The following is a 19,353-nucleotide window of genomic DNA, read 5'->3' as shown; positions in this document are numbered from 1 at the left end:
CGACTACGCCGGCACGGGGAACGCGAGCCCCGGCCGCTGCACGGCGAGGCGGAGGTCCTCCCCCACCTGCGGCAGGTCGACGGCCGCCATGCGCATGCGCACCGTGAGACCCGCGGTGAGATCGCAGCTCAGCATCGCGTCGTGGCCGGCGTACGAGATCGAGGCGACCCGGGCATCCGCCCCCGCAGCGGCGTGCGCGAGCAGGTCGGGGCGCGGGACGATCCACTCGGGGCGCAGCATGAGCCGCACGGTGTCGCCGTCGGCGGGCGTGAAGCCGACCGCCGCCGCCTCGACGTTGCCGAGTGCGCAGGTCACGCGGCCGCCGCGCCAGGCTCCGTCGAGCTCGACGACGTCGCCGACGAATCGGGCGACCCAGTCGCTCGCCGGCTGCTGGTAGATCTCCTCCGGCGTGCCGAACTGCTCCAGGTGCCCGTCGCGCAGCACCGCGACGCGGTCGGCGAGGGTCAGCGCCTCCTCCTGGTCGTGCGTCACGAGGATCGAGGTCGTGCCCTGGGCGCGCAGCAGCTCGGCGACCTCTCGGCGCAGGACCGTGCGCAGCTGGGTGTCGAGCGCGGCGAACGGCTCGTCGAGCAGGAGGACGTCGGGCCGCGGGGCGAGGGCGCGGGCGAGGGCGACGCGCTGCGCCTGCCCGCCCGAGAGCTGGTTGGGGGCGCGGTTCGTGAGGGCGCCGAGGCCGACGAGCGACGCGAGCTCGGCGATGCGCTCGGCGCGGGCGCGCCCGCGAGCACCGGCGCCGCCGCGGCCGCCCGGAACGGCGAACCCGATGTTCTCGCCGACCGTGAGGTGCGGGAAGAGCGAGGCCTCCTGCGGCACCCAGCCGATGCCGCGCTTCTCGGGCGGCACCGTGCGGCCCGGGCGCGACAGCTCGCGCGAGCCGATCGCGATCGACCCGTCGCGGAGGGGAAGCAGGCCGGCGATCGCGAGCAGCAGGGAGGTCTTGCCGCAGCCCGACGGGCCGAGCACGGCGACGAGCTCGCCCGAGCGGATCGTCATCGACACGTCGTCGACGGCGAGCGTCGACCCGTGGGTCACGCTCGCGCCGGACACGACGAGGTCGCTCACAACTCCTCCTTGGCGGTGCTGCGGATGCCCGAGAGCACCATGGCGGGGACCGCCGCGATCAGGACGAGCACCGCGGCGTAGGGGGCGGCGGCGCCGAACTCGAACACGACCGTCCTGTTCCACAACTCGGTGGCGAGCGTCTGGATTCCCGTCGGCCGCAGCAGCAGCGTCGCCGGCAATTCTTTCATGGTCGCGATCGCCACGAGCAGGGCGCCGATGCCCACGCTCGGCAGCGCGAGCGGCACCGTCACGCGCCACCACGCCCGCAGCGGCGAATCGCCGAGCGTGCGCGCCACCGACACGAGCGCCACCGGCACGTCGGCCAGCCCCGACCGCATCGTGCCGATCGCCTTCGGCATGAACAGCACCGCGTACGCGAAGACGAGCACCGCGACGCTCTGGTAGAGCGCGGGCAGCACCGCGAGCGAGAAGAACACGAGCGACAGGCCGACCACGATGCCGGGCAGCGCGTGGCCGAGATAGCCCACCGACTCAATGGCCGAGACGAGCCGGCCGCGGAAGCGGGCGGCGAGCGCCGCGATGGGCAGCGCGAGGACGACCGCGAGCGCGGCAGCCGCGAGCGCGACCCCCACCGTCGAGCCGACCGCCGCGAGCAGGCGCGGCACGTCGAGCTCGCGTAGCGTCTCGGCCTGCACCAGTCGCGTCGCGAGACCCAGGAGCGGGATCGCGACGCCCACGACGGGAGCGGCGGCGACGACGGGGAGCAGCGACAGGAGCATCCCCCGCCCGATCGTCCGGGGGGCGACGGCGCGGGCCGCCGCGCGCGGCACCCGGCCGCGAGCCGTGCGCTCACCGAGCACGACGAGCAGCGCGAGCACGACGAGCAGCAGGGCGAGGATGGCCGCCTGCGCCCGGTCGAAGCTCGCCGAGTACGCGGCATTGATGCCCCACGTCAGGGTCGGGAAGCGCATCATCGCCACGAGACCGAAGTCGCTCAGCGCGTAGAGCGCGACGAGCAGCCCGCCCGCGATCGCCGCCGGCCGCACCTGCGGCCACGTCGCGACGAAGAACGCCGAGAGCGGCCCGCGGCCGAGCGTGCGCGCGACGCCCTCGAGGTCGCCGGATGCCCCGCGCAGGGCGGCAGCGACCGGCAGCGTCACGTACGGCATCGTCACCGCCGACAGCAGCAGCCAGCTCGGCACGAACCCCTGCATGCTCGGCGCCAGCACGAGCCACCCGTAGCCGGCGAGGAACGACGGCACCGCGAGCGGCAGCGCCGAGGCCAGCAGCCACAGCCTCGGGAACGGCACCCGCAGCCGCGACAGCGTGAACGCGACCGCCGTGCCGAGCACGAGCGCGGTCGCCGTCGTCGCCGCCGCGAGGCCGAGCGAGTTCGCGGCGTACTCCAGCACGCGCCCGCGGGTCAGGGTCTCGACGATGCGGTCGAAGCCCGACTCGCCCCCGCGCACCACCAGATAGACGAGGGGGATGCTCGCGGCGAGGGCGGCGAGCGACGCGAGCACCTCGAGCCAGAGCGGCGGCCGAGTCGCGCTCGACGCGTCTCGGGCATCCGCCCTCGGGTGCGGCGGCGCCGCGGTGGCCGCCGGATCGGGGGCCGCCGCGGTCTGCGGCGCGAGCGTCATGGGGCTATTCGACCATTCGGTGGGTGGGAGCCGGCAGGGTCGAAAGCCCCGCGGCGGCCGGTTCGAGGGGCTAGATGAGGCCGACGCGCGACAGCAGCTCCTGCGACTGCTGGAGCGAGTCGAGGTCGCTGAGGTCGAAGTCGGGCGTGACGAGCGACTCGAGAGCGGGCAGACCCTCGGCGGCCTCGATGCCGGGCACGAGCGGGTACTCGAAGGTCTCGTTCACGAAGTACCCCTGGCCCGCCTGCGACACGAGGTACTCGATGAAGGCACGGGCGTCCTCGTTCTCGGCCGCGCCGCTCAGGAGGCCAGCGCCCGTGACGTTGACGATCGAGCCCGCATCGCCCGGGGTGAGGAACTTCAGCTGCGCGCGCATGTTGTCGGCGCCGACCTCGGCCGCCTGACGGAACCAGTAGTAGTGGTTGATGAGGCCCGCCTCGAGCGCTCCGTCGTTGACCGCGGTGAGGATCGGCACGTTCGACTCGAAGATCTGCGGGTCGTTGTTCGAGAGCGCCTCGGCCCACTGCTCGGCGGCGTCCTCCCCCTCGATGACGCGCAGCGCGGTGATGAACGACTGGAAGCTCGCGTTCGTCGGCGCGACGCCCAGTCGGCCCCGCCACTCATCGGTGACGTAGCCGTCGATCGAGTCGGGCAGCTCGTCGGCGCTCAGGCGCTCGCCGTCGTACACGACGACGCGCGCGCGACCCGTGACGCCCACCCAGCTGCCGTCGGTCGAGCTGAACTCGGGGGTCACGGCGCCCGTGATGTCGTCCGGGAGCGTCGCGAACAGCTCGGCGTCGCTCAAGGCGCCGAGCGCGCCGGCGTCCTGCGAGAGGAAGACGTCGGCGGGAGTCGCGTCGCCCTCCTCCAGCAGCAGCGCGGCCATCTCCGGGGTGTTGCCGTAGCGCACGTCCACCTGGATGCCGGTCTCCTCGGTGAACGCGTCGATGAGCGGCTGCACGAGGTCCTCATCGCGGCCGGAGTACAGCGTGAACGCCGCCTCCTCCTCGGCGGGGGTCGCGGCGCAGCCGGCGAGCAGCAGGCCGGCGACGGGCAGGGCGAGCAGGGCGAGTGGGCGGGACGAGCGCATGGAAGGACTCCGGAGGAGAGGGAGGGGAGGAGGTGCAGGACACGGCGACGCTGCCACAGGTAAGGCTAGCCTTACCAATCGGGAAACGCCACCCGCGCCGGCGAACTCACGGCGGCGCAGCATTCGTGCGTGCGGATGCCCCGCCGCGCCGCCGAGTCGCCTACCGTTAGCCCATGGACGCCATCGATTCGCGCATCATCGATCAGCTGCGTCAGAACGCCCGCGCCGGCTACGGCGACATCGGCGACGTCGTCGGACTCTCCGCCTCGGCCGTCAAGCGCCGCGTCGACAAGCTCGTCGCCGAGCGCGTGATCCGCGGTTTCACCGTGCAGGTCGACCCGGCCGTCGAGGGCCTCGCCGTCGAGGCGTACGTCGAGCTGTTCTGCCGCGGCACGGTCGCGCCGGAGGAGCTGCGGCGCATCCTGCTCGCCGTGCCCGAGGTCGTGGAGGCCGGCACCGTCACGGGCGACGCCGACGCGATCGTGCGGCTGCGGTCGCGCGACATCCCGAGCATGGAGGAAGCGCTCGAGCGCGTGCGGTCGGCGCCCAACGTCGACCACACGCGGTCGGCGATCGTGTTCTCGCGGCTCGTCGACCGCGCGCACGAGTAGTCGTACGCGCGGTCGACGGGGTCCTACGCGGCGCGCGCCTCCTGCTGCTCATGGCTCGCCGGCGCGGCCTCGGCCGGCTCGACCAGGTACCGCGTGTAGCCCGGCACCGTGAGGAAGGTCGGGAAGTCCTCGTGGAGGGTCACGGTGCGGAAGAGCTCCTCCGCCTCGGCCAGGCGGCTGCCCGGCGCGTGCGGCAGCGAGGCGAGCACCTCGGCGAGCATCCCCTCGACGAGGCCGCGCGTGATCGTCTCGCCCTCGACGGTGACGTGATCCTGGTGGATCCACTGCCACAGCTGCGAGCGGCTGATCTCCGCGGTCGCGGCGTCCTCCATGAGGTTGTCGATCGCGGCGGCGCCGATGCCGCGCAGCCACGAGTCGAGGTACCGGATGGTGATCGCGATGTTCGCGCGCACGCCAGCGAGGGTGACCTCGCCCCCGGCCGAGCGCACGTCGAGCAGGTCGCGCGCCGTGACGTGCACGTCGTCGCGCTGCCGGTCGAGCTGGTTCGGGCGGTCGCCGAGGACGGCGTCGAACTCGGCCCGCGCGACGGGGATGAGGTCGGGGTGCGCGACCCACGAGCCGTCGAAGCCGTCGCCGGCCTCGCGGCGCTTGTCGGCGGCGACGCGCTCGAGCGCGCGCTCCGTGACCTCCGGGTCGCGGCGGTTCGGGATGAACGCGCTCATCCCGCCGATCGCGTGAGCGCCGCGCTTGTGGCACGTCTTGACGAGCAGCTCGGTGTACGCCCGCATGAACGGCAGGGTCATGAGGATGCGGTCGCGGTCGGGCAGCACGAACCACTGGCCCCGACCCCGGTAGTTCTTGATGATCGAGAAGACGTAGTCCCAGCGGCCGGCGTTGAGGCCCGCGCAGTGGTCGCGGAGCTCGAACAGGATCTCCTCCATCTGGAACGCCGCGGGGAAGGTCTCGATGAGCACCGTCGCGCGGATGGTGCCGTGGTCGAGCCCGAGGCGCTGCTCGGTGAAGGTGAAGACGTCGTTCCAGAGCCGGGCCTCGCGGTGGTTCTCGAGCTTCGGCAGGTAGAAGTACGGGCCTCGGCCGCGGGCGACGAGCTCGGCCGCGTTGTGGAAGGCGTAGAGCCCGAAGTCGACGAGGCTCGCGCTCGCGGCGAGGCGCAGCCCCGAGCGGTCGGTGTACTCGATGTGCTTCTCGACGAGGTGCCAGCCGCGCGGGCGCATCACGATCGTGGGCGTGCGCTCGGCGGTGACGCGGTACTCCTTGCCGGGGGCGCCGTCGACGCCGGGGGCGGTGAACTCGAGCCGCTCGCGGATCGCGTCGAACAGCGACAGCTGCCCTTCCACGATGTTGCCCCACGTCGGGCTCGTGGCGTCCTCGAGGTCGGCGAGCCAGACGTTCGCGCCCGAGTTGAGGGCATTGATCGTCATCTTCGGGTCGGTCGGGCCCGTGATCTCGATGCGCCGGTCCTCCAGGCCGGGGCCTGCTCCCGCGACGCGCCAGGAGTCGTGCTCACGGACATCCGCCGTCTCAGGCAGGAAGCGCAGGTCGCGCCCGTTGCCCAGGTCGTACCGGGCGCGCATGCGGTCGGCGAGCCGCTCGTGCCGCGTGCCCGCGAAGCGGCGGTGCAGCTCGGCGACGAACGCGAGCGCCTCGGGGGTGAGGATCTCGTCGTAGCGGGGGCGCATGGGGCCCGCGATGGTCAGCTGGTGGTCGGCGATGGTGGACGTGGTCATGATCGTCTCGTCTCAGATGAGTCGTGTCGGTGAAAGAAGGGGATGCCCGGCGCAGGCCTAGTGGAACTGCTGCGCCTCTGTCGAGCCGACGAGCGCGAGCGTCGCGCTCTCGGGGTTGAGCGCCGTCGCGATGCGGTCGAAGTAGCCGGTGCCGACTTCGCGCTGGTGCTTGGTCGCCGTGTAGCCGCCTGCCTCGGAGGCGAACTCGGCCTCCTGCAGCTCGACGTAGGCGCTCATCTGGCGCTCCTTGTAGCCGCGCGCGAGCTCGAACATCGAGTGGTTGAGCGAGTGGAACCCGGCGAGGGTGATGAACTGGAACGCGTAGCCCATCGCGCCGAGCTCGTTCTGGAACCTGGCGATGGTGTCGTCGTCGAGGTGGCGCTTCCAGTTGAACGACGGCGAGCAGTTGTACGCGAGCTTCTTGCCGGGGAACTCCTTGTGGATGCTCTCGGCGAAGGTGCGCGCGAGCTCGAGGTCGGGCTCGCTCGACTCGACCCACAGCAGGTCGGCGTAGGGGGCGTAGGCGTGGCCGCGGGCGAGCACGGTCTCGATGCCGGGCCGGGTGCGGAAGAAGCCCTCCTCGGTGCGCTCGCCCGTGAGGAACGGGCGGTCGCGCTCGTCGATGTCGCTCGTGACGAGGTCGGCGGCGAGCGAGTCGGTGCGCGCGACGATGATGCTCGGCACCCCCGCGACGTCGGCCGCGAGGCGCGCGGCGTTGAGGGTGCGGATGTGCTGCTGGGTGGGAATGAGCACCTTGCCGCCCATGTGGCCGCACTTCTTCTCGCTCGCGAGCTGGTCCTCCCAGTGCACGCCCGCGGCGCCCGCCTCGATCATCGAGGTCATGAGCTCGTAGGCGTTGAGGGGTCCGCCGAAGCCTGCCTCGGCGTCCGCCACGATCGGGGCCAGCCAGTCGATGCCGCCATCCGCACCCGACGAGGTGCCCTCGGCGGCGGCGATCTGGTCGGCGCGGCGCAGGGCGTTGTTGATGCGCTTGACGACGGCGGGCACCGAGTTGGCCGGGTAGAGGCTCTGGTCGGGGTAGGTCTGGCCCGAGAGGTTGGCGTCCGCGGCGACCTGCCAGCCGCTGAGGTAGATCGCCTTGAGGCCAGCGCGGATCTGCTGCACTGCCTGGTTGCCGGTGAGGGCGCCGAGGGCGTTGACGTAGTTCTCGGTGTGGATCAGGTTCCACAGGTTCTCGGCGCCGCGTCGGGCGAGCGTGTGCTCGACCTGTACGGTGCCGCGCAGCGCGATGACGTCCTCAGCGGAGTAGTCGCGCTGCACGCCCGACCAGCGGGCCTCGGTCTTCCACGCGGTCTCGAGCTCGGCGGCGGTCTGCGTCTGGTCGCCGGTGCGGTGCTGGGTGCTCATCGGGGCTGCTCCTTCGGTGTGCCCGCGTGTCGTGCGGGGCTGGTCGGGGCGGGCTGTCTGCCGCCGTGAGTCCACGCTCGCCGAAGAACGGGCCCTCGAGCCCCGAAAGATCGACTGAAATTTCCTGCTTTTTCGGTTGGCCCGAAAAGCGGGGCGTGGGATGCTCGTCGCATGCTCGACCGCGCTCAGACCCCCGGCCACGCTGAAGAGGTGCTCGATCCCCTCACGCTCGGCCGCCGCATCCGCCAGCTCCGCTCCGACGCCGGGCTGACCCTCGCCGAGCTCGGCGAGCGGATCGGCGTCGCGACCTCGCACGTCTCGGTGCTCGAGAACGGCAAGCGCGAGGCGAAGCTCGGCGAGCTGCAGGCGATCGCGCGGGCGCTCGACGTGAGCCTCGAGAGGCTGCTGAGCTCCGAGGCTCCCACGGGGCGGGCGGCGCTCGAGATCGCGCTGACCCGGGTACAGGAGGGTCCGCTGTTCGCGGCCCTGGGCATCCCGTCATTGCCGGTGCGCAAGTCGCTCTCGGACGATGCGATTCGCACGATTCTCGCCCTGCATGCCGAGCTCGAGCGGGTGCACCGCGAGCGCGCGGCGACGCCGGAGGAGGCGCGACGCGCGAACGCAGCGCTGCGCGGCGAGATGCGGGCGCGCGGCAACTACTTCGGCGAGCTCGAGCAGACCGCGGCCGACCTGCTGAAGGCCATTGGGCACGCGGGCGGTCCGCTCTCGCAGCGCCTCGCCGCCGAGCTCGCCGCGCACCTCGGCTTCACGCTGCACTACGTCACGGACCTGCCGCCGTCGACGCGGTCGGTCACCGACCTCGAGAACGGGCGCATCTATCTGCCGGTGCAGAACGCGCCGGGGCGCGACCCGCGCACGAACCTGCTGCAGGCGCTCGCGGCGCACGTGCTGCAGCGGCCCGAGCCGACGTCGTACGCCGAGTTCCTGCGGCAGCGCGTCGAGTCGAACTACCTCGCGGCGGCGCTGCTCGTGCCCGAGGGCGACGCGGTGGCGTTCCTGCAAGCGGCGAAGGCGAAGCGCGAGCTCGCCGTGGAGGATCTGCGCGACCGGTTCGCGGTGTCGTACGAGACCGCCGCGCACCGGTTCACGAACCTCGCGACCGAGCATCTGGGAATCCCGGTCCACTTCCTGAAGGTGTCGGCGTCGGGCGTGCTGTCGAAGGCGTACGAGAACGACTCGGTGCGCTTCCCGACCGACGCGCTCGGCGCCGTCGAAGGCCAGTCGGTGTGCCGCAAGTGGTCGGCGCGGCAGGTGTTCGAGGAGCCGGACCGCTTCAGCCCGTTCCACCAGTACACCGACAAGCCGACGGGCACGTACTGGTGCACGTCGCGCATCGAGTCGGGGTCGGCCGGCGAGTTCTCGATCTCGGTCGGAACCCCCTTCGCGCACGTGAAGTGGTTCCGCGGGCGCGAGACGACGCGGCGCGGCGAGTCGACCTGCCCCGACCCCGCCTGCTGCCAGGATGCTCCGCCGGAGCTCGCCGCCCGCTGGGCCGGTGCGGCCCGCCCGCAGGCGCGCATCAACTCGTCGCTGCTCGCCGCGCTCCCGCGCGAGAGCTTCCCGGGGGTCGACCGCACCGAGGTGTACGGGTTCCTCGAGCGGCACGCGGGAGTGTAGGCGCGGCGGGCCCTGCCATGTCCTCCCGTCCTCGCGCTTGAGCCGGAATGTGGCGGTTGGGCCGAAATGTTCTAGCTCACTCGCCACATTTCGGCTCAACCGCGGAATGCCGCGCGGGTAGCCTCGGCTCATGATCGTCACGATCGATCCGCGCTCGGCGACCCCGCCGTTCGAGCAGCTGCGCGTGCAGGTGCGCGACGCGGTCGCGTCGGGGGCGCTGGCGGGCGGCGCGAAGCTGCCGACGGTGCGCGCCCTCGCCGAGGAGCTCGGCCTCGCCGTCAACACCGTCGCGCGCGCCTACCGCGAGCTCGAGGCCGACGGCATCATCGAGACTCGCGGTCGCGCCGGCTCGTTCGTCGCGCTGCAGGGCGACCCGACCGAGCGCCAGGCTCAGGATGCTGCGCGCCAGTTCGCCGACCGCATCCGCCGCCTCGGCCTGCCTGACGACGCCGCACTGGCTCTCGTGCGCGCCGCGCTGCGAGCCTGAGCCGCCGCGCCTTCGCTTCGCTCAGCGCCCTCGACCTCGCGCCCAGGCGCTCGCGGCGGGGGTGCCGGCCCTCTGCGCTGCAGACTTCTGACAGTGCGGAGCGGCCGACCGCGATTCACCCCATCCGCACTTCTGGAAGGGCGCGTGCACCAACTCCGGAGTTCCGGCTTGCGAGGCCCGCACCGCCACAGAACGGCGGGGGCGCGGCCCCCGATCGCCGGAGTCAGTGCACACGCACCGGGCGGAAGGACCTGCTCGCAACGAAGCGGGCGCGGCAAACGACGCGAGGCGTCGTCGACCGCGGCGCGGCCGTGCGCGCGACCGCCCTACAGCGGCAGCTCGGCGAGCGCGGGGTACGGGTTGCCGAAGCGGTGCGCCGTGACGCTCACCGACTGCTCGCGCACGAACGGCAGCAGCTCGACCCGACCCGCGGCCGTGATGGGGCCCGACCAGATCGCGACGTCGGGGTCTCCGTCGAGGGCGGCGAACAGCTCGCGCGCCTGATCGGCCGCACCGCCGTCACCACCGATGAGGCGGATGCGCGCCGGCCGCTCGGCGACGACGCGCTCCGTGAACGCCGCATCGCTCTCGATCACGAACGAGGCCGCGGCGAGCGGCGAGTCGAACTCCTCCGCGAGCGACAGCAGCGCCGACGGCAGCGCGATCGGCGTCGACACCGCGACGGGCGCCCCCGCCCGCACCGCGGCGAGCAGCACGCGGACGAGCGAACCTGACGACCCGCCGGCCGCGAGCCGTACGACGACCGGCTCGGTCGGCACCCGATAGCGCAGCACGTTGCGCTCGACCCCGAGGTCGCTCACGTCGCGCGAGACTCCGAACTCGTCGGCCCACGCGCGCTCGTCTGAGAGCGCCCCTGCGCGCGCAAAGTCGAACCCCGCGAAGTCGAGCCCCGGCTGCGCCGCCTCGAGCACGCGGCGCACGGGCGCGCTCAGCCCTCGGAAGCTCAGGTTCTGCTTCGGCGAGCGCGCGACGGGCATCCACGTGCCGAAGCCCGCGACGTACGACGGCCCGCCGGCCTTCGTCGAGCCGCCGACGCTCGAGCGCTTCCAGCCTCCGAACGGCTGGCGGCGCACGATCGCGCCCGTGATGCCGCGGTTGACGTAGAGGTTGCCGGCCTCGACGTGCTCGGCCCAGTGGTCGACCTCAGACACGTCGAGCGAGTGCAGCCCCGCCGTGAGCCCGAACGGCGTCGTGTTCTGCAGCTCGAGCGCCTCGTCGAGGTCGCGCGCGCGCATGAGCCCCAGAACGGGGCCGAAGTACTCGGTCGTGTGGAACTCGCTGCCCGGCGCGACGCCCAGCCGCACCCCCGGCGACCAGAGCCGACCCGACTCGTCGAGACGCTGCGGCTCGATGAGCCACTCCTCGCCCGGCGCGAGCTCCGTCAGGGCGCGCAGCAGCTTGCCCGACGCGGGCTCGATGAGCGGGCCGACGACCGTGGTGGGGTCGAGGGGAGAGCCGACGCGCAGCGTGCGCACAGCATCCACCAGCTGACGGCGGAACGCCGGCGAATCGGCGACCGACCCGACGAGAATGCCGAGCGACGCCGCCGAGCACTTCTGCCCCGCGTGGCCGAACGCCGAGCGCGCGAGGTCGGCGGCGGCGAGATCGAAATCGGCCGAGGGCGTCACGATGATCGCGTTCTTGCCGCTCGTCTCGGCGAGCAGCGGCAGGTCGGCCCTCCACGAGCGGAACAGCGCCGCCGTCTCGAAGGCTCCCGTGAGCACGACGCGGTCAACGGCCGGGTGGCTCATGAGCTGCTGGCCGAGCGCGTTCTCGGGCACGTCGACGAGCCTGAGAACCGAGTGCGGCACGCCCGCATCCCACAGCGCCTGCACCATGACCGCGGCGCAGCGGCGCACCTGCGGCGCGGGCTTGATGATGACGGCGCTGCCCGCGGCGAGCGCCGCGAGCACTCCCCCGGCCGGGATCGCGACGGGGAAGTTCCACGGCGGCACGACGACCGTCAGCCGCACCGGCTCGAACCGCGCCCCGTCGACGCGCGCCAGCTCGCGCGCGCTCTCGGCGTAGTAGTGGGCGAAGTCGATCGCCTCGCTGATCTCGGGGTCGCCCTCGGCGAGCGTCTTGCCGGCCTCGGCGACCATGACCTCAAGCAGCTCGGCGCGACGCGCGGCCATCATGCGGCCCGCGGCGTGCAGCACGTCGGCGCGGTCGTCGGCCGAGCGAGAGGCCCAGGCGGATGCTGCGGTGCGGGCATCCGCGATCTCGCGCTCGAGGGCCGAGGGCGTCGCGATCGCGGCGGCGGCCACGGCGTCGGCACCCAGCTGCGAGTCGGCGGCGCGCGCGAGGATCGCGCGGCCCCACTCCCGGTTGGCGGGCAGCGCCGGGTCGGTGTCGGGCTCGTTGTCGAAGTTGTCGCGCACACCCACGCTGGCAGCAGTTGCGCCGAGGGGCAGCTCGCGCGCAGCATCCGCCCCCGTCAGCCGGTTCTGCACGCGGTGCGGTTCGGGCGCGCCCGGGTGGTCGATGAGGTCGGCGAGCGAGGCGAGGAAGCGGCTCTGCTCGCGCGCGAAGATCTGGTGCGAGTTCGCGAGCTCGAAGGCTCCGGAGAGGAAGTTCTCGGTGCTCGCGTTCTCCTCCAGGCGGCGGATCAGGTAGCTGATGGCCGACTCGAAGTCCTCGGTGTGCACCACAGGCGTGTAGAGCAGCAGCGAGCCGACCGTGCGGCGCACCGCCTCGGTCTGGTCGGGCGCCATGCCAAGCAGCATCTCGAACTCGACGCGATTCGAGACGCCGCGCGAGCCGGCGAGCAGGTGCGCCCAGGCGATGTCGAAGAGGTTGTGGCCCGCGACGCCGATGCGCACGGCGTCGACGCGGTCGGGGCGCAGGGCGAGCTCGAGCACGCGCTTGTAGTTGGCGTCGCTCGCCTGCTTGCTCGGCAGCACCGCGACGGGCCAGCCGTGCACGGCGGCGTCGACCCGCTCCATCGCGAGGTTCGCGCCCTTCACGACGCGCACCTTGATGCCCGCACCGCCCAGGGCCCGGCGGCGCTGCGCCCACGCGGTGAGCCGCTCGAGCGCCGGCACCGCCTCGGGCAGGTAGGCCTGCAGCACGATGCCGGCCTCGTACTGCTGCAGCGAGGGCCGGTCGAGCAGGCGCTCGAAGACGGCGATCGTGAGGTCGAGGTCGCGGAACTCCTCCATGTCGAGGTTGAGGAACGTGCCGCTGCGGGCCGCCTCCTCGTAGAGCGGCACGAGCCGCTCGACGACGCGCGCGACCGTCTCGTCGAACGCCCACATCGACAGCTGGCTGACGATCGACGAGACCTTGACCGACACGTAGTCGACGTCGTCGCGAGCGACGAGGGCGTGGATGCCCGCCAGGCGCTTGTCTGCCTCGGCGTCGCCCAGCACCGCCTCGCCGAGCAGGTTGATGTTGAGTCGGTCGCCGTTCTCGCGCAGGTTCGCGAGCGTCGCGCCGAGCTTCTCGGGCGTCGCGTCGACGATGAGGTGGCCGACCATGCTGCGCAGCACGCGGCGCGAGATCGGGATGATCGGGTTCGGCAGGAAGCGCGCGAACCCGCCGCCGACGGCGATGAGGCCGCGCAGCGGGGCAGGCAGAAACTTCGGGATGCGCTCGCTGAGCTCTTCGAGGTTGCGGGCTGCGACACGCAGGTCTTCGGGCCGCGCCACGCGGTCGACGAAGCCGATCGCGAAGTGCAGGCCGTCGGGGTCTTTCAGCAGGCCGGCGAGGCGCGCGGCCGCGGCGTCGGGCTTGGCGTCGCCGGCCTCGTCGAGCCAGCGGCGCACGAGCGCGACGGCCTCGTCGGCGAGTGGAGTGAGGGCGTCGAGGTCGCGGTCGACGTCGTGCACGGCGCTCTGCACGGGGGCGTCGGGCCGCGTCATACCGGCGCCAGTGTCGGTGCCGCTGTGGGTGCCGTCGTCGGCGCCGTCGCGTGAGCTGTCGAGCGGGTGATCGATCGGGGTGCTCATGGTCATCAGCCTGTCAGCCTCCGTGCTGAGGGGCCTGGCCGTGCGCACACCGCACGGCGCCGCGGGGCCCGCTGAGTCTCAGTGTGCGCCGGGCGGCGCGTCGAGAAAAGCGAGCATTTGCGCACGGTACTGTTCGGCATACTCGAACGATTGACAGGAGGCCCTTTGCTTGATCTGCGCCGCCTGAGCCTGCTGCGCGAGGTGCAGCGCCGCGGCAGTCTGCACGCCGTCGCGCGCGCCCTCTCGTACAGCCCGTCGACGATCTCGCAGCAGCTCGCGCAGCTCGAGCTCGAGGCGGGGGTTCCCCTGCTCGAGCGCGTCGGCCGCGGCGTGCAGCTGACGCCGCAGGGCGAGCTGCTCGCCGAGGGTGCTGGCCGCGTTCTCGACGAGATGGAGCGCCTCGAATCGGCGCTCGGAGCATCCGTCGCCCTCGCCGCGGACGAGCCGCTGCGGGGCACCGTGCGGCTCGCGGTGTTCCAGTCGGCGGCGCTCGGCATCGTGCCCCGGGCGCTGTCGCTGCTCGAGGCGGAGCATCCGTCGCTGCGGGTCGAGGTGACCCAGCGCGAGCCCGAGAGCGCGCTCGACGAGGTGTGGGCGCGCGAGTTCGACCTCGTCATCGGCGAGCAGTACCCCGCGCACGCCGCCCCGCTGCGGCGCGAGCTCGACCGCGTGCCGCTGCATCGCGACGCCCTGCGGCTGGGCGTGCGAGCGGATGCTCTGCTCACGTCGCTCGCCGACGCGGCCGACGCCGCCTGGGTCATGGAGCCGCGCGGCACCGCGTCGCGCCACTGGGCCGAGCAGCAGTGCCGGCTCGCCGGATTCGAGCCCGACGTGCGCTTCGAGACCGCCGACCTGCAGGCGCACGTGCGGCTCATCGAGGCCGGGCACGCGGTCGCGCTGCTGCCCGACCTGCTGTGGATGGGCGGCCGCGCGCCCGTGCGGCTCGTCGACCTGCCGGGAGCGCCCTCGCGCGAGGTGTTCACGGCCGCGCGCCGCTCGGCCGCCTCGCGGCCCGCGATCGTCGCGGTGCGCGAGGTGCTCGCGCGCGCGGTCGCGCCCTGAGCGCGCCCGCCCTCGCCGTCGTAGGCTGACGAGACCCGACCCGCGACGCCGCGGGTCCGCACCGCCGCGAAGGAGCCCGAGCCCGTGACCCCGCCCACCGAGCGCCGCGACGTCGTCATCATCGGCGGAGGCCACAACGCCCTCGCCGCCGCCGCCTACCTGAGCCGCGCCGGCCTTGAGGTCGAGGTGCTCGAGCGCCTCGACGTGCTCGGCGGCGCCGCTGTCTCGGCCCAGGCCTTCCCCGGCGTGGATGCCCGGCTCAGCCGCTACTCGTACCTCGTGAGCATGCTCCCCCAGCGCATCATCGACGACCTCGGGCTGAGCATCCGCCTCGCGCCGCGTCGCTACTCGTCCTACACGCCGCTGCCCGGAACCGACCGCGGCCTCCTCGTCGACAACCACGACGCCACCGCGACCGCCGCATCCTTCGCCGCCCTCGAGGCGACCGCCGACGCCGAGGCGTGGGGCCGCTTCTACGAGGGCACGCAGCGCCTCGCCCGCGCACTCTTCCCGACGGTGACCGACCCGCTGCTGACGCGCAGCGAGGCGCGCGCGGCCGTCGCCGACAGAGCGGCATGGGATGCCCTCATCGAGCGCCCCGTGGGCGAGACGATCGAGCGCACCTTCGCAGACGATCTCGTACGCGGGGTCGTCTCCACCGACGCGCTCATCGGCACCTTCGCCCCGAACGTGGATGCCACCCTCAACGCCAACCGCTGCTTCCTCTACCACGTGATCGGCGGGGGCACGGGCGACTGGAACGTCCCCGTCGGCGGCATGGGCGCCGTGAGCGGCGAGCTCGCCCGGGCCGCGCGACTGGCCGGGAGCATCCTCACCACGAACGCCGACGTGACCGCGCTGAGCCCCGATCGCATCGTGACGGTGCGGCAGGGCGGGGTCGGCGGCAGCGGCGGCGACCAGCACGAGCGCAGCATCGCCGCCGACCACGTCCTCGTCGGCTGCTCGCCGCAGGAGCTCGCGCGCCTGCTCGCCGCGGGCGGCGCCGACGACGAGTTCGGGGCGGCCGCGCCCGACGCCGAGGGCGCCCAGGTCAAGGTGAACATGCTCCTGACCCGCCTGCCGCGCCTGCGCGACGCGAGGATCGACCCGGCGGCGGCGTTCGGCGGCACCTTCCACATCAACGAGACGTGGTCGCAGCTGCAGGCGGCCTACGATGCGGCGGCGGGCGGCTCAATACCCGACCCAATCCCCGCCGAGATCTACTGCCACTCGCTCACCGACCCGTCGATCCTGTCGCCCGAGCTCCAGGCCGCGGGAGCCCAGACCCTCACCGTCTTCGCCCTGCACACCCCCGACCGGCTCCTGACCGAGCGCACGAACGACGACATGCGCTCGCGGTTCGAGCGCGGCGTGCTCGACTCGCTGAACTCGGTTCTCGCCGAGCCCATCGAGCCGCTGCTCATGACCGACGGTGACGGCAACCCGTGCCTCGAGACGAAGACGACGCGCGACCTCGAGCACGCGCTGCGCCTGCCCGCCGGCAGCATCTTCCACGGCGACCTGTCGTGGCCGTTCGCGGAGGACGGCGCCGACCTCTCGACCCCGGCGCTGCGCTGGGGCGTCGACACGGGCCTGCCGGGCATCCTCTTCTGCGGGTCGGCCGCCCAGCGCGGCGGCGCGGTCTCCGCGATCGGCGGCCACAACGCGGCGATGGCGGTCCTCGAGAGCCGGTAGCGGTCGGATGCCCGGCGCGGCCCGCGCGCCGACGCCGGCTGCGACGCCCTACCCGTCGACGAGCGCGTAGGCGGCGAGCGCGACCCCGAGCAGCCCGGTCATGCCGAGCACGATGGCGCCCCGCACGATGTAGGCGTAGGGGTGGCGGTCCCCCGGGCGATGGCGGGAGACACGCGGAGTCGTCGCGCCGACCAGCAGCCCGACGAGCGCGACGACGCCGGCCGCGATCGCGACGCCCGGCTCTCCGAGCCGGAAGGCGGTGAAGGCCGCGAACATCGCGACGAGCGCGGCGGCCGCCGACGTGCGCTGCCACGACAGCGAGGTGCGATTGGCCGGGCTCGCGCGGCGCACGAAGCCCGTGTCCGTCGAGGGCTCGCGCGCGACGGCGCGCTGCGCGTCGTCGGCGGGATCGGGCTCGCGCCGGGCATCCGCCGCCGTCATCAGACGCCCGTGAGCGCCTGGTACGCCGCGAATCCGGCGAGGAAGATCGCGACCGCGACGACGGCGCCGACGAGCCACGGCAGCGCGGAGGGCGGCGGAAGCGGCTCCTGGAGCCGCAGCGCTCGCTCGGTGCGACGCCAGCCGACGAGCGACCACACGGCGAGGAGGCCGCCGCCGAGGCTCGCGAGGCCCGCGATCGCGACGATGACGACGGGCAGGTCGCCGAAGCTCGCGAGCGTCGCGAGCGCCACGCCGCCCGCGACGAGCGCGAGGCCCGTGCGGATCCACGACAGGGCGGTGCGCTCGTTGGCGAGGCTCGCCTGCACGTCGGGCTCGGCGCCGACGCCGTAGACGGAGCGCGGCTTCCGGTCGTCGGGCTCGCTGCTGCGCGGGGCGCTCTTCTCGGGTTGGCTCACCCTCGAACCGTAGCGATCGGGCGGCGCCCGAGCCACCCCCTCGCCGGGCGGGCTCTCAGTCCCAGACGCTCGGCGTCGGCTCGCGGCGCGGCGGCAGGCTCGCGGCGGCGCTCCAGTGCGCGAGCCACTCGGGCAGCGGGTGGTCGTCGGGGTCGAGGCCGAAGAGCTCGGCGAGCTCGGGGATGGGCACGATGCCGCCGGACCTCTTGAGGAAGCGCGCCTTGATGACGCCGCGCGCGCACACCTCGCCGTCGCGCACGAAGCGCTGCTCGACGTAGCCGGCGACGTCGTCGAGGCCGACGATGCGGCTCTCGACCGTGAACCGCTGCCACGGCTCGAGCGAGCGGCGATACGTGATCGTCGAGCTCACAACGACGGGGTAATACCCGCGGCGGCGCAGCTCGGGCCACACGCCCGACCGCGCCATGAGGTCGATGCGGCCGAGATCCATGATCGACAGGTACACGCCGTTGTTCATGTGGTTGAGCACGTCGAGGTCGGTGGGCAGCACGCGGAAGGCCGTGCGCGCGACATCGGTGGGGGCGAGCCGGGGCCCGAATCGCGAGCGGATGCTCAGCAGGAGCAGGCGGACGATCATGTTCACCCGGCTGACGCTAGACCTCGCGCGGCCGGGTGTCGCGCGGGCTGTGGCACCTCCACAGCCCGGGCCCGCGCTCAGTGCCGGCGGTGGTCCTGAATCGTCATGCGCGCCCCCTGCCGGGGTGCCGTCGAGCCGAGCGTCGCGATGAGCCGCACGATCCGCTGCCGGTGACCGGAGAACGGGGCGAGCAGCCGCACCATGCCGGCATCGTCGGTGCGCTCGCCGGTGAGCGCGTACCCGACGAGACCGGCGAGGTGGAAGTCGCCGACGCTGATCGCATCGGCGTCGCCGTGGGCGCGCTGGGTGATCTCGGCGGCGGTCCACTCCCCCACGCCCGGGATCGACGTGAGCGCCGCGGCGACCGCGGGCCCGCCGCGGCCGAGGGCGAGGGTGCGCTCGAGCGCGGGAGCCACGGCCGCCACGCGGCGGATGGTGCGCATCCGCTGCGGGCCGACCCCCGCGGAGTGCCAGTCGTGGTCCGGGATGCTCCGCCACCGCTCGGGGCCCGGTATGACCCGCATGCCCTCCGGCGCGGGCCCCGGCGCCGCCTCGCCGTGCTGCCGGATGAGCGTGCGCCACGCGCGTCGGGCCTCGACCCCCGTGACCTTCTGCTCGAGCACGGCCGCGACGGCCGAGTCGAGCACGATGCCCGTGCGCAGCAGCCGCAGCCCCGGGTGACGACGCCGCACGCGCGCGAGCCCGGCCACGACCTCGGGACCGATCGGGCTCGCGCCGGCATCCGCGCCCGCGCGGCCGGCGAGCGCTCCCGGCTCCAGCAGGGCGTCGAGCGCGCTCCAGTCGTCGCCCTCCCCGAGCAGCTCCGGCGCCTGCCGGAGGGACCACGCGGCGCCGGGGCCCCACGCCGCGAGCTCGACCTCGGTGGCCGCGATGCTCCCGGCGGCCGCCGCCCCCGCCCCGCCGGCGCCGGAGTCGGGCGCGGCCGAACGGCGGGCGAGCATCCGCACCAGGGCGATGCCCTCGGGAGTGCGCTGGGTGCGCCACGCGGCGCCGTCGGGCGTCCACTGGAGGGTCGGGTCGGCGTGCCCGCGGCGCAGGGGGAAGAGCGTCTGCCGCGGGTCGACCGGGCGACCCGGCGCGTAGAGGCCGGTCGCGTCGGGGGCGAGAGTCATCCCTGCGTGATGCGCAGCACGACCGAGGATCCGGCCGAGCGGCCCCTGACCTTCTGCAGCGCGCGGATCGCGGCGTACGCGGCGCCGTACTTCTCGCGGTACGCGCGGTCGAGCCGCTCGCGGGCCTCCGCGCTCTCGTCGACGATCGCGCGCCCCTCGACGACGGGAGCACCGGGGGTCGGCGCGCCGACGCGGTCGCACGCCTGCAGCGTGACGCGGGGCGTGTGACGGATGCGCTTGGTCTTCCCGGCGGACGCCGCCGTCGTGACGATGAGCGCGTCGCCATCGCGGCCCACCCAGACCGGGGTGGCGACGTCGACGCCCGACCGGCGCGTCGTCGTGAGCAGGACGTACTGCTCGTCGGCGAGGGAGAGGAAGGACGCGGCGTCGGTCATGGGGCGAAAACTAGCGGGGGCGGCTGAGCGCACGGTGCGCACGGCCGCCCCC

16 protein-coding genes are annotated in these 19,353 nt (G+C 73.5%); 5 read left to right on the top strand and 11 right to left on the bottom strand.

The window, feature by feature from the left end; translation table 11 throughout:
• Positions 1 to 3: 3 nt before the first annotated feature.
• From ASC54_RS03280 to ASC54_RS03270, 3 genes are all read right to left on the bottom strand, one after another.
• On the bottom strand, positions 4 to 1,083 hold the full coding sequence (locus ASC54_RS03280) for an ABC transporter ATP-binding protein (RefSeq protein ID WP_055896636.1): 1,080 nt from the start codon (positions 1,081 to 1,083) through the stop codon (positions 4 to 6).
• Positions 1,080 to 2,687: an iron ABC transporter permease gene (locus ASC54_RS03275; protein WP_200932265.1), complete on the bottom strand. Its 1,608-nt coding sequence runs from the start codon at positions 2,685 to 2,687 to the stop codon at positions 1,080 to 1,082. The genes ASC54_RS03280 and ASC54_RS03275 overlap by 4 nt, the downstream gene beginning before the upstream one ends.
• A 70-nt stretch (positions 2,688 to 2,757) precedes the next feature.
• A complete protein-coding gene (locus tag ASC54_RS03270) occupies positions 2,758 to 3,777 on the bottom strand; it encodes an iron ABC transporter substrate-binding protein (protein ID WP_055896632.1) in 1,020 nt (339 codons plus the stop codon).
• A gap of 173 nt (positions 3,778 to 3,950) precedes the next feature.
• Between ASC54_RS03270 and ASC54_RS03265 the strand changes: the two genes are divergently transcribed.
• On the top strand, positions 3,951 to 4,388 hold the full coding sequence (locus tag ASC54_RS03265; RefSeq protein WP_055857564.1) for an Lrp/AsnC family transcriptional regulator: 438 nt from the start codon (positions 3,951 to 3,953) through the stop codon (positions 4,386 to 4,388).
• 23 nt (positions 4,389 to 4,411) lie between these two features.
• Here the strand turns inward: ASC54_RS03265 and aceB are convergent, their stop codons facing one another.
• Positions 4,412 to 6,097 carry a malate synthase A gene (aceB, locus tag ASC54_RS03260; protein ID WP_055896630.1) on the bottom strand — a complete coding sequence of 562 codons (1,686 nt, stop codon included), beginning with the start codon at positions 6,095 to 6,097 and terminating at the stop codon, positions 4,412 to 4,414.
• Positions 6,098 to 6,154: 57 nt separating this feature from the next.
• Positions 6,155 to 7,465: an isocitrate lyase gene (gene aceA, locus ASC54_RS03255; RefSeq protein ID WP_055857568.1), complete on the bottom strand. Its 1,311-nt coding sequence runs from the start codon at positions 7,463 to 7,465 to the stop codon at positions 6,155 to 6,157.
• Between the two features lie 171 nt (positions 7,466 to 7,636).
• Here aceA and ASC54_RS03250 point away from each other — a divergent pair, with 171 nt between their 5' ends.
• Together ASC54_RS03250 and ASC54_RS03245 are read left to right on the top strand one after the other, a co-directional pair.
• Positions 7,637 to 9,103 carry a helix-turn-helix domain-containing protein gene (locus ASC54_RS03250; protein WP_055896627.1) on the top strand — a complete coding sequence of 489 codons (1,467 nt, stop codon included), beginning with the start codon at positions 7,637 to 7,639 and terminating at the stop codon, positions 9,101 to 9,103.
• A 130-nt stretch (positions 9,104 to 9,233) separates the two neighbouring features.
• Positions 9,234 to 9,590, top strand: a complete 357-nt coding sequence (locus ASC54_RS03245; protein WP_055896624.1) for a GntR family transcriptional regulator — start codon at positions 9,234 to 9,236, stop codon at positions 9,588 to 9,590.
• A gap of 326 nt (positions 9,591 to 9,916) precedes the next feature.
• Here ASC54_RS03245 and ASC54_RS03240 read toward each other — a convergent pair whose 3' ends face one another.
• Complete coding sequence (locus ASC54_RS03240; protein ID WP_235451370.1) at positions 9,917 to 13,561, bottom strand: proline dehydrogenase family protein; 3,645 nt, start codon at positions 13,559 to 13,561, stop codon at positions 9,917 to 9,919.
• Positions 13,562 to 13,726: 165 nt separating this feature from the next.
• On the opposite strand from ASC54_RS03240, the gene ASC54_RS03235 reads away from it, so the two are divergent.
• Positions 13,727 to 14,623 carry a LysR family transcriptional regulator gene (locus ASC54_RS03235; RefSeq protein WP_055896619.1) on the top strand — a complete coding sequence of 299 codons (897 nt, stop codon included), beginning with the start codon at positions 13,727 to 13,729 and terminating at the stop codon, positions 14,621 to 14,623.
• 84 nt (positions 14,624 to 14,707) lie between these two features.
• Positions 14,708 to 16,318, top strand: a complete 1,611-nt coding sequence (locus tag ASC54_RS03230) for an NAD(P)/FAD-dependent oxidoreductase (RefSeq protein WP_055896617.1) — start codon at positions 14,708 to 14,710, stop codon at positions 16,316 to 16,318.
• A gap of 48 nt (positions 16,319 to 16,366) precedes the next feature.
• Here the strand turns inward: ASC54_RS03230 and ASC54_RS03225 are convergent, their stop codons facing one another.
• From ASC54_RS03225 to ASC54_RS03205, 5 genes are all read right to left on the bottom strand, one after another.
• Positions 16,367 to 16,759: a hypothetical protein gene (locus ASC54_RS03225; protein ID WP_055857576.1), complete on the bottom strand. Its 393-nt coding sequence runs from the start codon at positions 16,757 to 16,759 to the stop codon at positions 16,367 to 16,369.
• Positions 16,759 to 17,175, bottom strand: a complete 417-nt coding sequence (locus ASC54_RS03220) for a YidH family protein (protein WP_055857579.1) — start codon at positions 17,173 to 17,175, stop codon at positions 16,759 to 16,761. Before ASC54_RS03220 ends, ASC54_RS03225 begins: the two co-directional genes overlap by 1 nt.
• Positions 17,176 to 17,230: 55 nt before the next feature.
• A complete protein-coding gene (locus tag ASC54_RS03215; protein WP_055897926.1) occupies positions 17,231 to 17,773 on the bottom strand; it encodes a thioesterase family protein in 543 nt (180 codons plus the stop codon).
• 77 nt (positions 17,774 to 17,850) lie between these two features.
• Positions 17,851 to 18,906 (bottom strand): DNA-3-methyladenine glycosylase, encoded by a 1,056-nt coding sequence (locus ASC54_RS03210; protein WP_055896614.1) that lies wholly within the window; start codon positions 18,904 to 18,906, stop codon positions 17,851 to 17,853.
• Positions 18,903 to 19,301 carry a PPOX class F420-dependent oxidoreductase gene (locus ASC54_RS03205; protein ID WP_055857583.1) on the bottom strand — a complete coding sequence of 133 codons (399 nt, stop codon included), beginning with the start codon at positions 19,299 to 19,301 and terminating at the stop codon, positions 18,903 to 18,905. Before ASC54_RS03205 ends, ASC54_RS03210 begins: the two co-directional genes overlap by 4 nt.
• Positions 19,302 to 19,353 lie beyond the last annotated feature (52 nt).

The sequence above is a fragment of the Yonghaparkia sp. Root332 genome (genome assembly GCF_001425665.1).
GTDB lineage: Bacteria > Actinomycetota > Actinomycetes > Actinomycetales > Microbacteriaceae > Microcella.
Note: the sequence above shows the minus strand (reverse complement) of the source record. Positions and strands in the feature narration are given on the sequence as shown.

Bases quoted from the DNA above. Each gene is read 5' to 3' on its own strand.
- ASC54_RS03245 (WP_055896624.1), top strand. From the start codon at position 9,234: ATGATCGTCACGATCGATCCGCGCTCGGCGACCCCGCCGTTCGAGCAG.
- aceA (WP_055857568.1), bottom strand. From the start codon at position 7,465: ATGAGCACCCAGCACCGCACCGGCGACCAGACGCAGACCGCCGCCGAG.
- ASC54_RS03240 (WP_235451370.1), bottom strand. From the start codon at position 13,561: ATGAGCACCCCGATCGATCACCCGCTCGACAGCTCACGCGACGGCGCC.
- ASC54_RS03270 (WP_055896632.1), bottom strand. From the start codon at position 3,777: ATGCGCTCGTCCCGCCCACTCGCCCTGCTCGCCCTGCCCGTCGCCGGC.
- ASC54_RS03250 (WP_055896627.1), top strand. From the start codon at position 7,637: ATGCTCGACCGCGCTCAGACCCCCGGCCACGCTGAAGAGGTGCTCGAT.
- ASC54_RS03225 (WP_055857576.1), bottom strand. From the start codon at position 16,759: ATGACGGCGGCGGATGCCCGGCGCGAGCCCGATCCCGCCGACGACGCG.
- ASC54_RS03215 (WP_055897926.1), bottom strand. From the start codon at position 17,773: ATGATCGTCCGCCTGCTCCTGCTGAGCATCCGCTCGCGATTCGGGCCC.
- ASC54_RS03210 (WP_055896614.1), bottom strand. From the start codon at position 18,906: ATGACTCTCGCCCCCGACGCGACCGGCCTCTACGCGCCGGGTCGCCCG.
- ASC54_RS03265 (WP_055857564.1), top strand. From the start codon at position 3,951: ATGGACGCCATCGATTCGCGCATCATCGATCAGCTGCGTCAGAACGCC.
- aceB (WP_055896630.1), bottom strand. From the start codon at position 6,097: ATGACCACGTCCACCATCGCCGACCACCAGCTGACCATCGCGGGCCCC.
- ASC54_RS03275 (WP_200932265.1), bottom strand. From the start codon at position 2,687: ATGACGCTCGCGCCGCAGACCGCGGCGGCCCCCGATCCGGCGGCCACC.
- ASC54_RS03205 (WP_055857583.1), bottom strand. From the start codon at position 19,301: ATGACCGACGCCGCGTCCTTCCTCTCCCTCGCCGACGAGCAGTACGTC.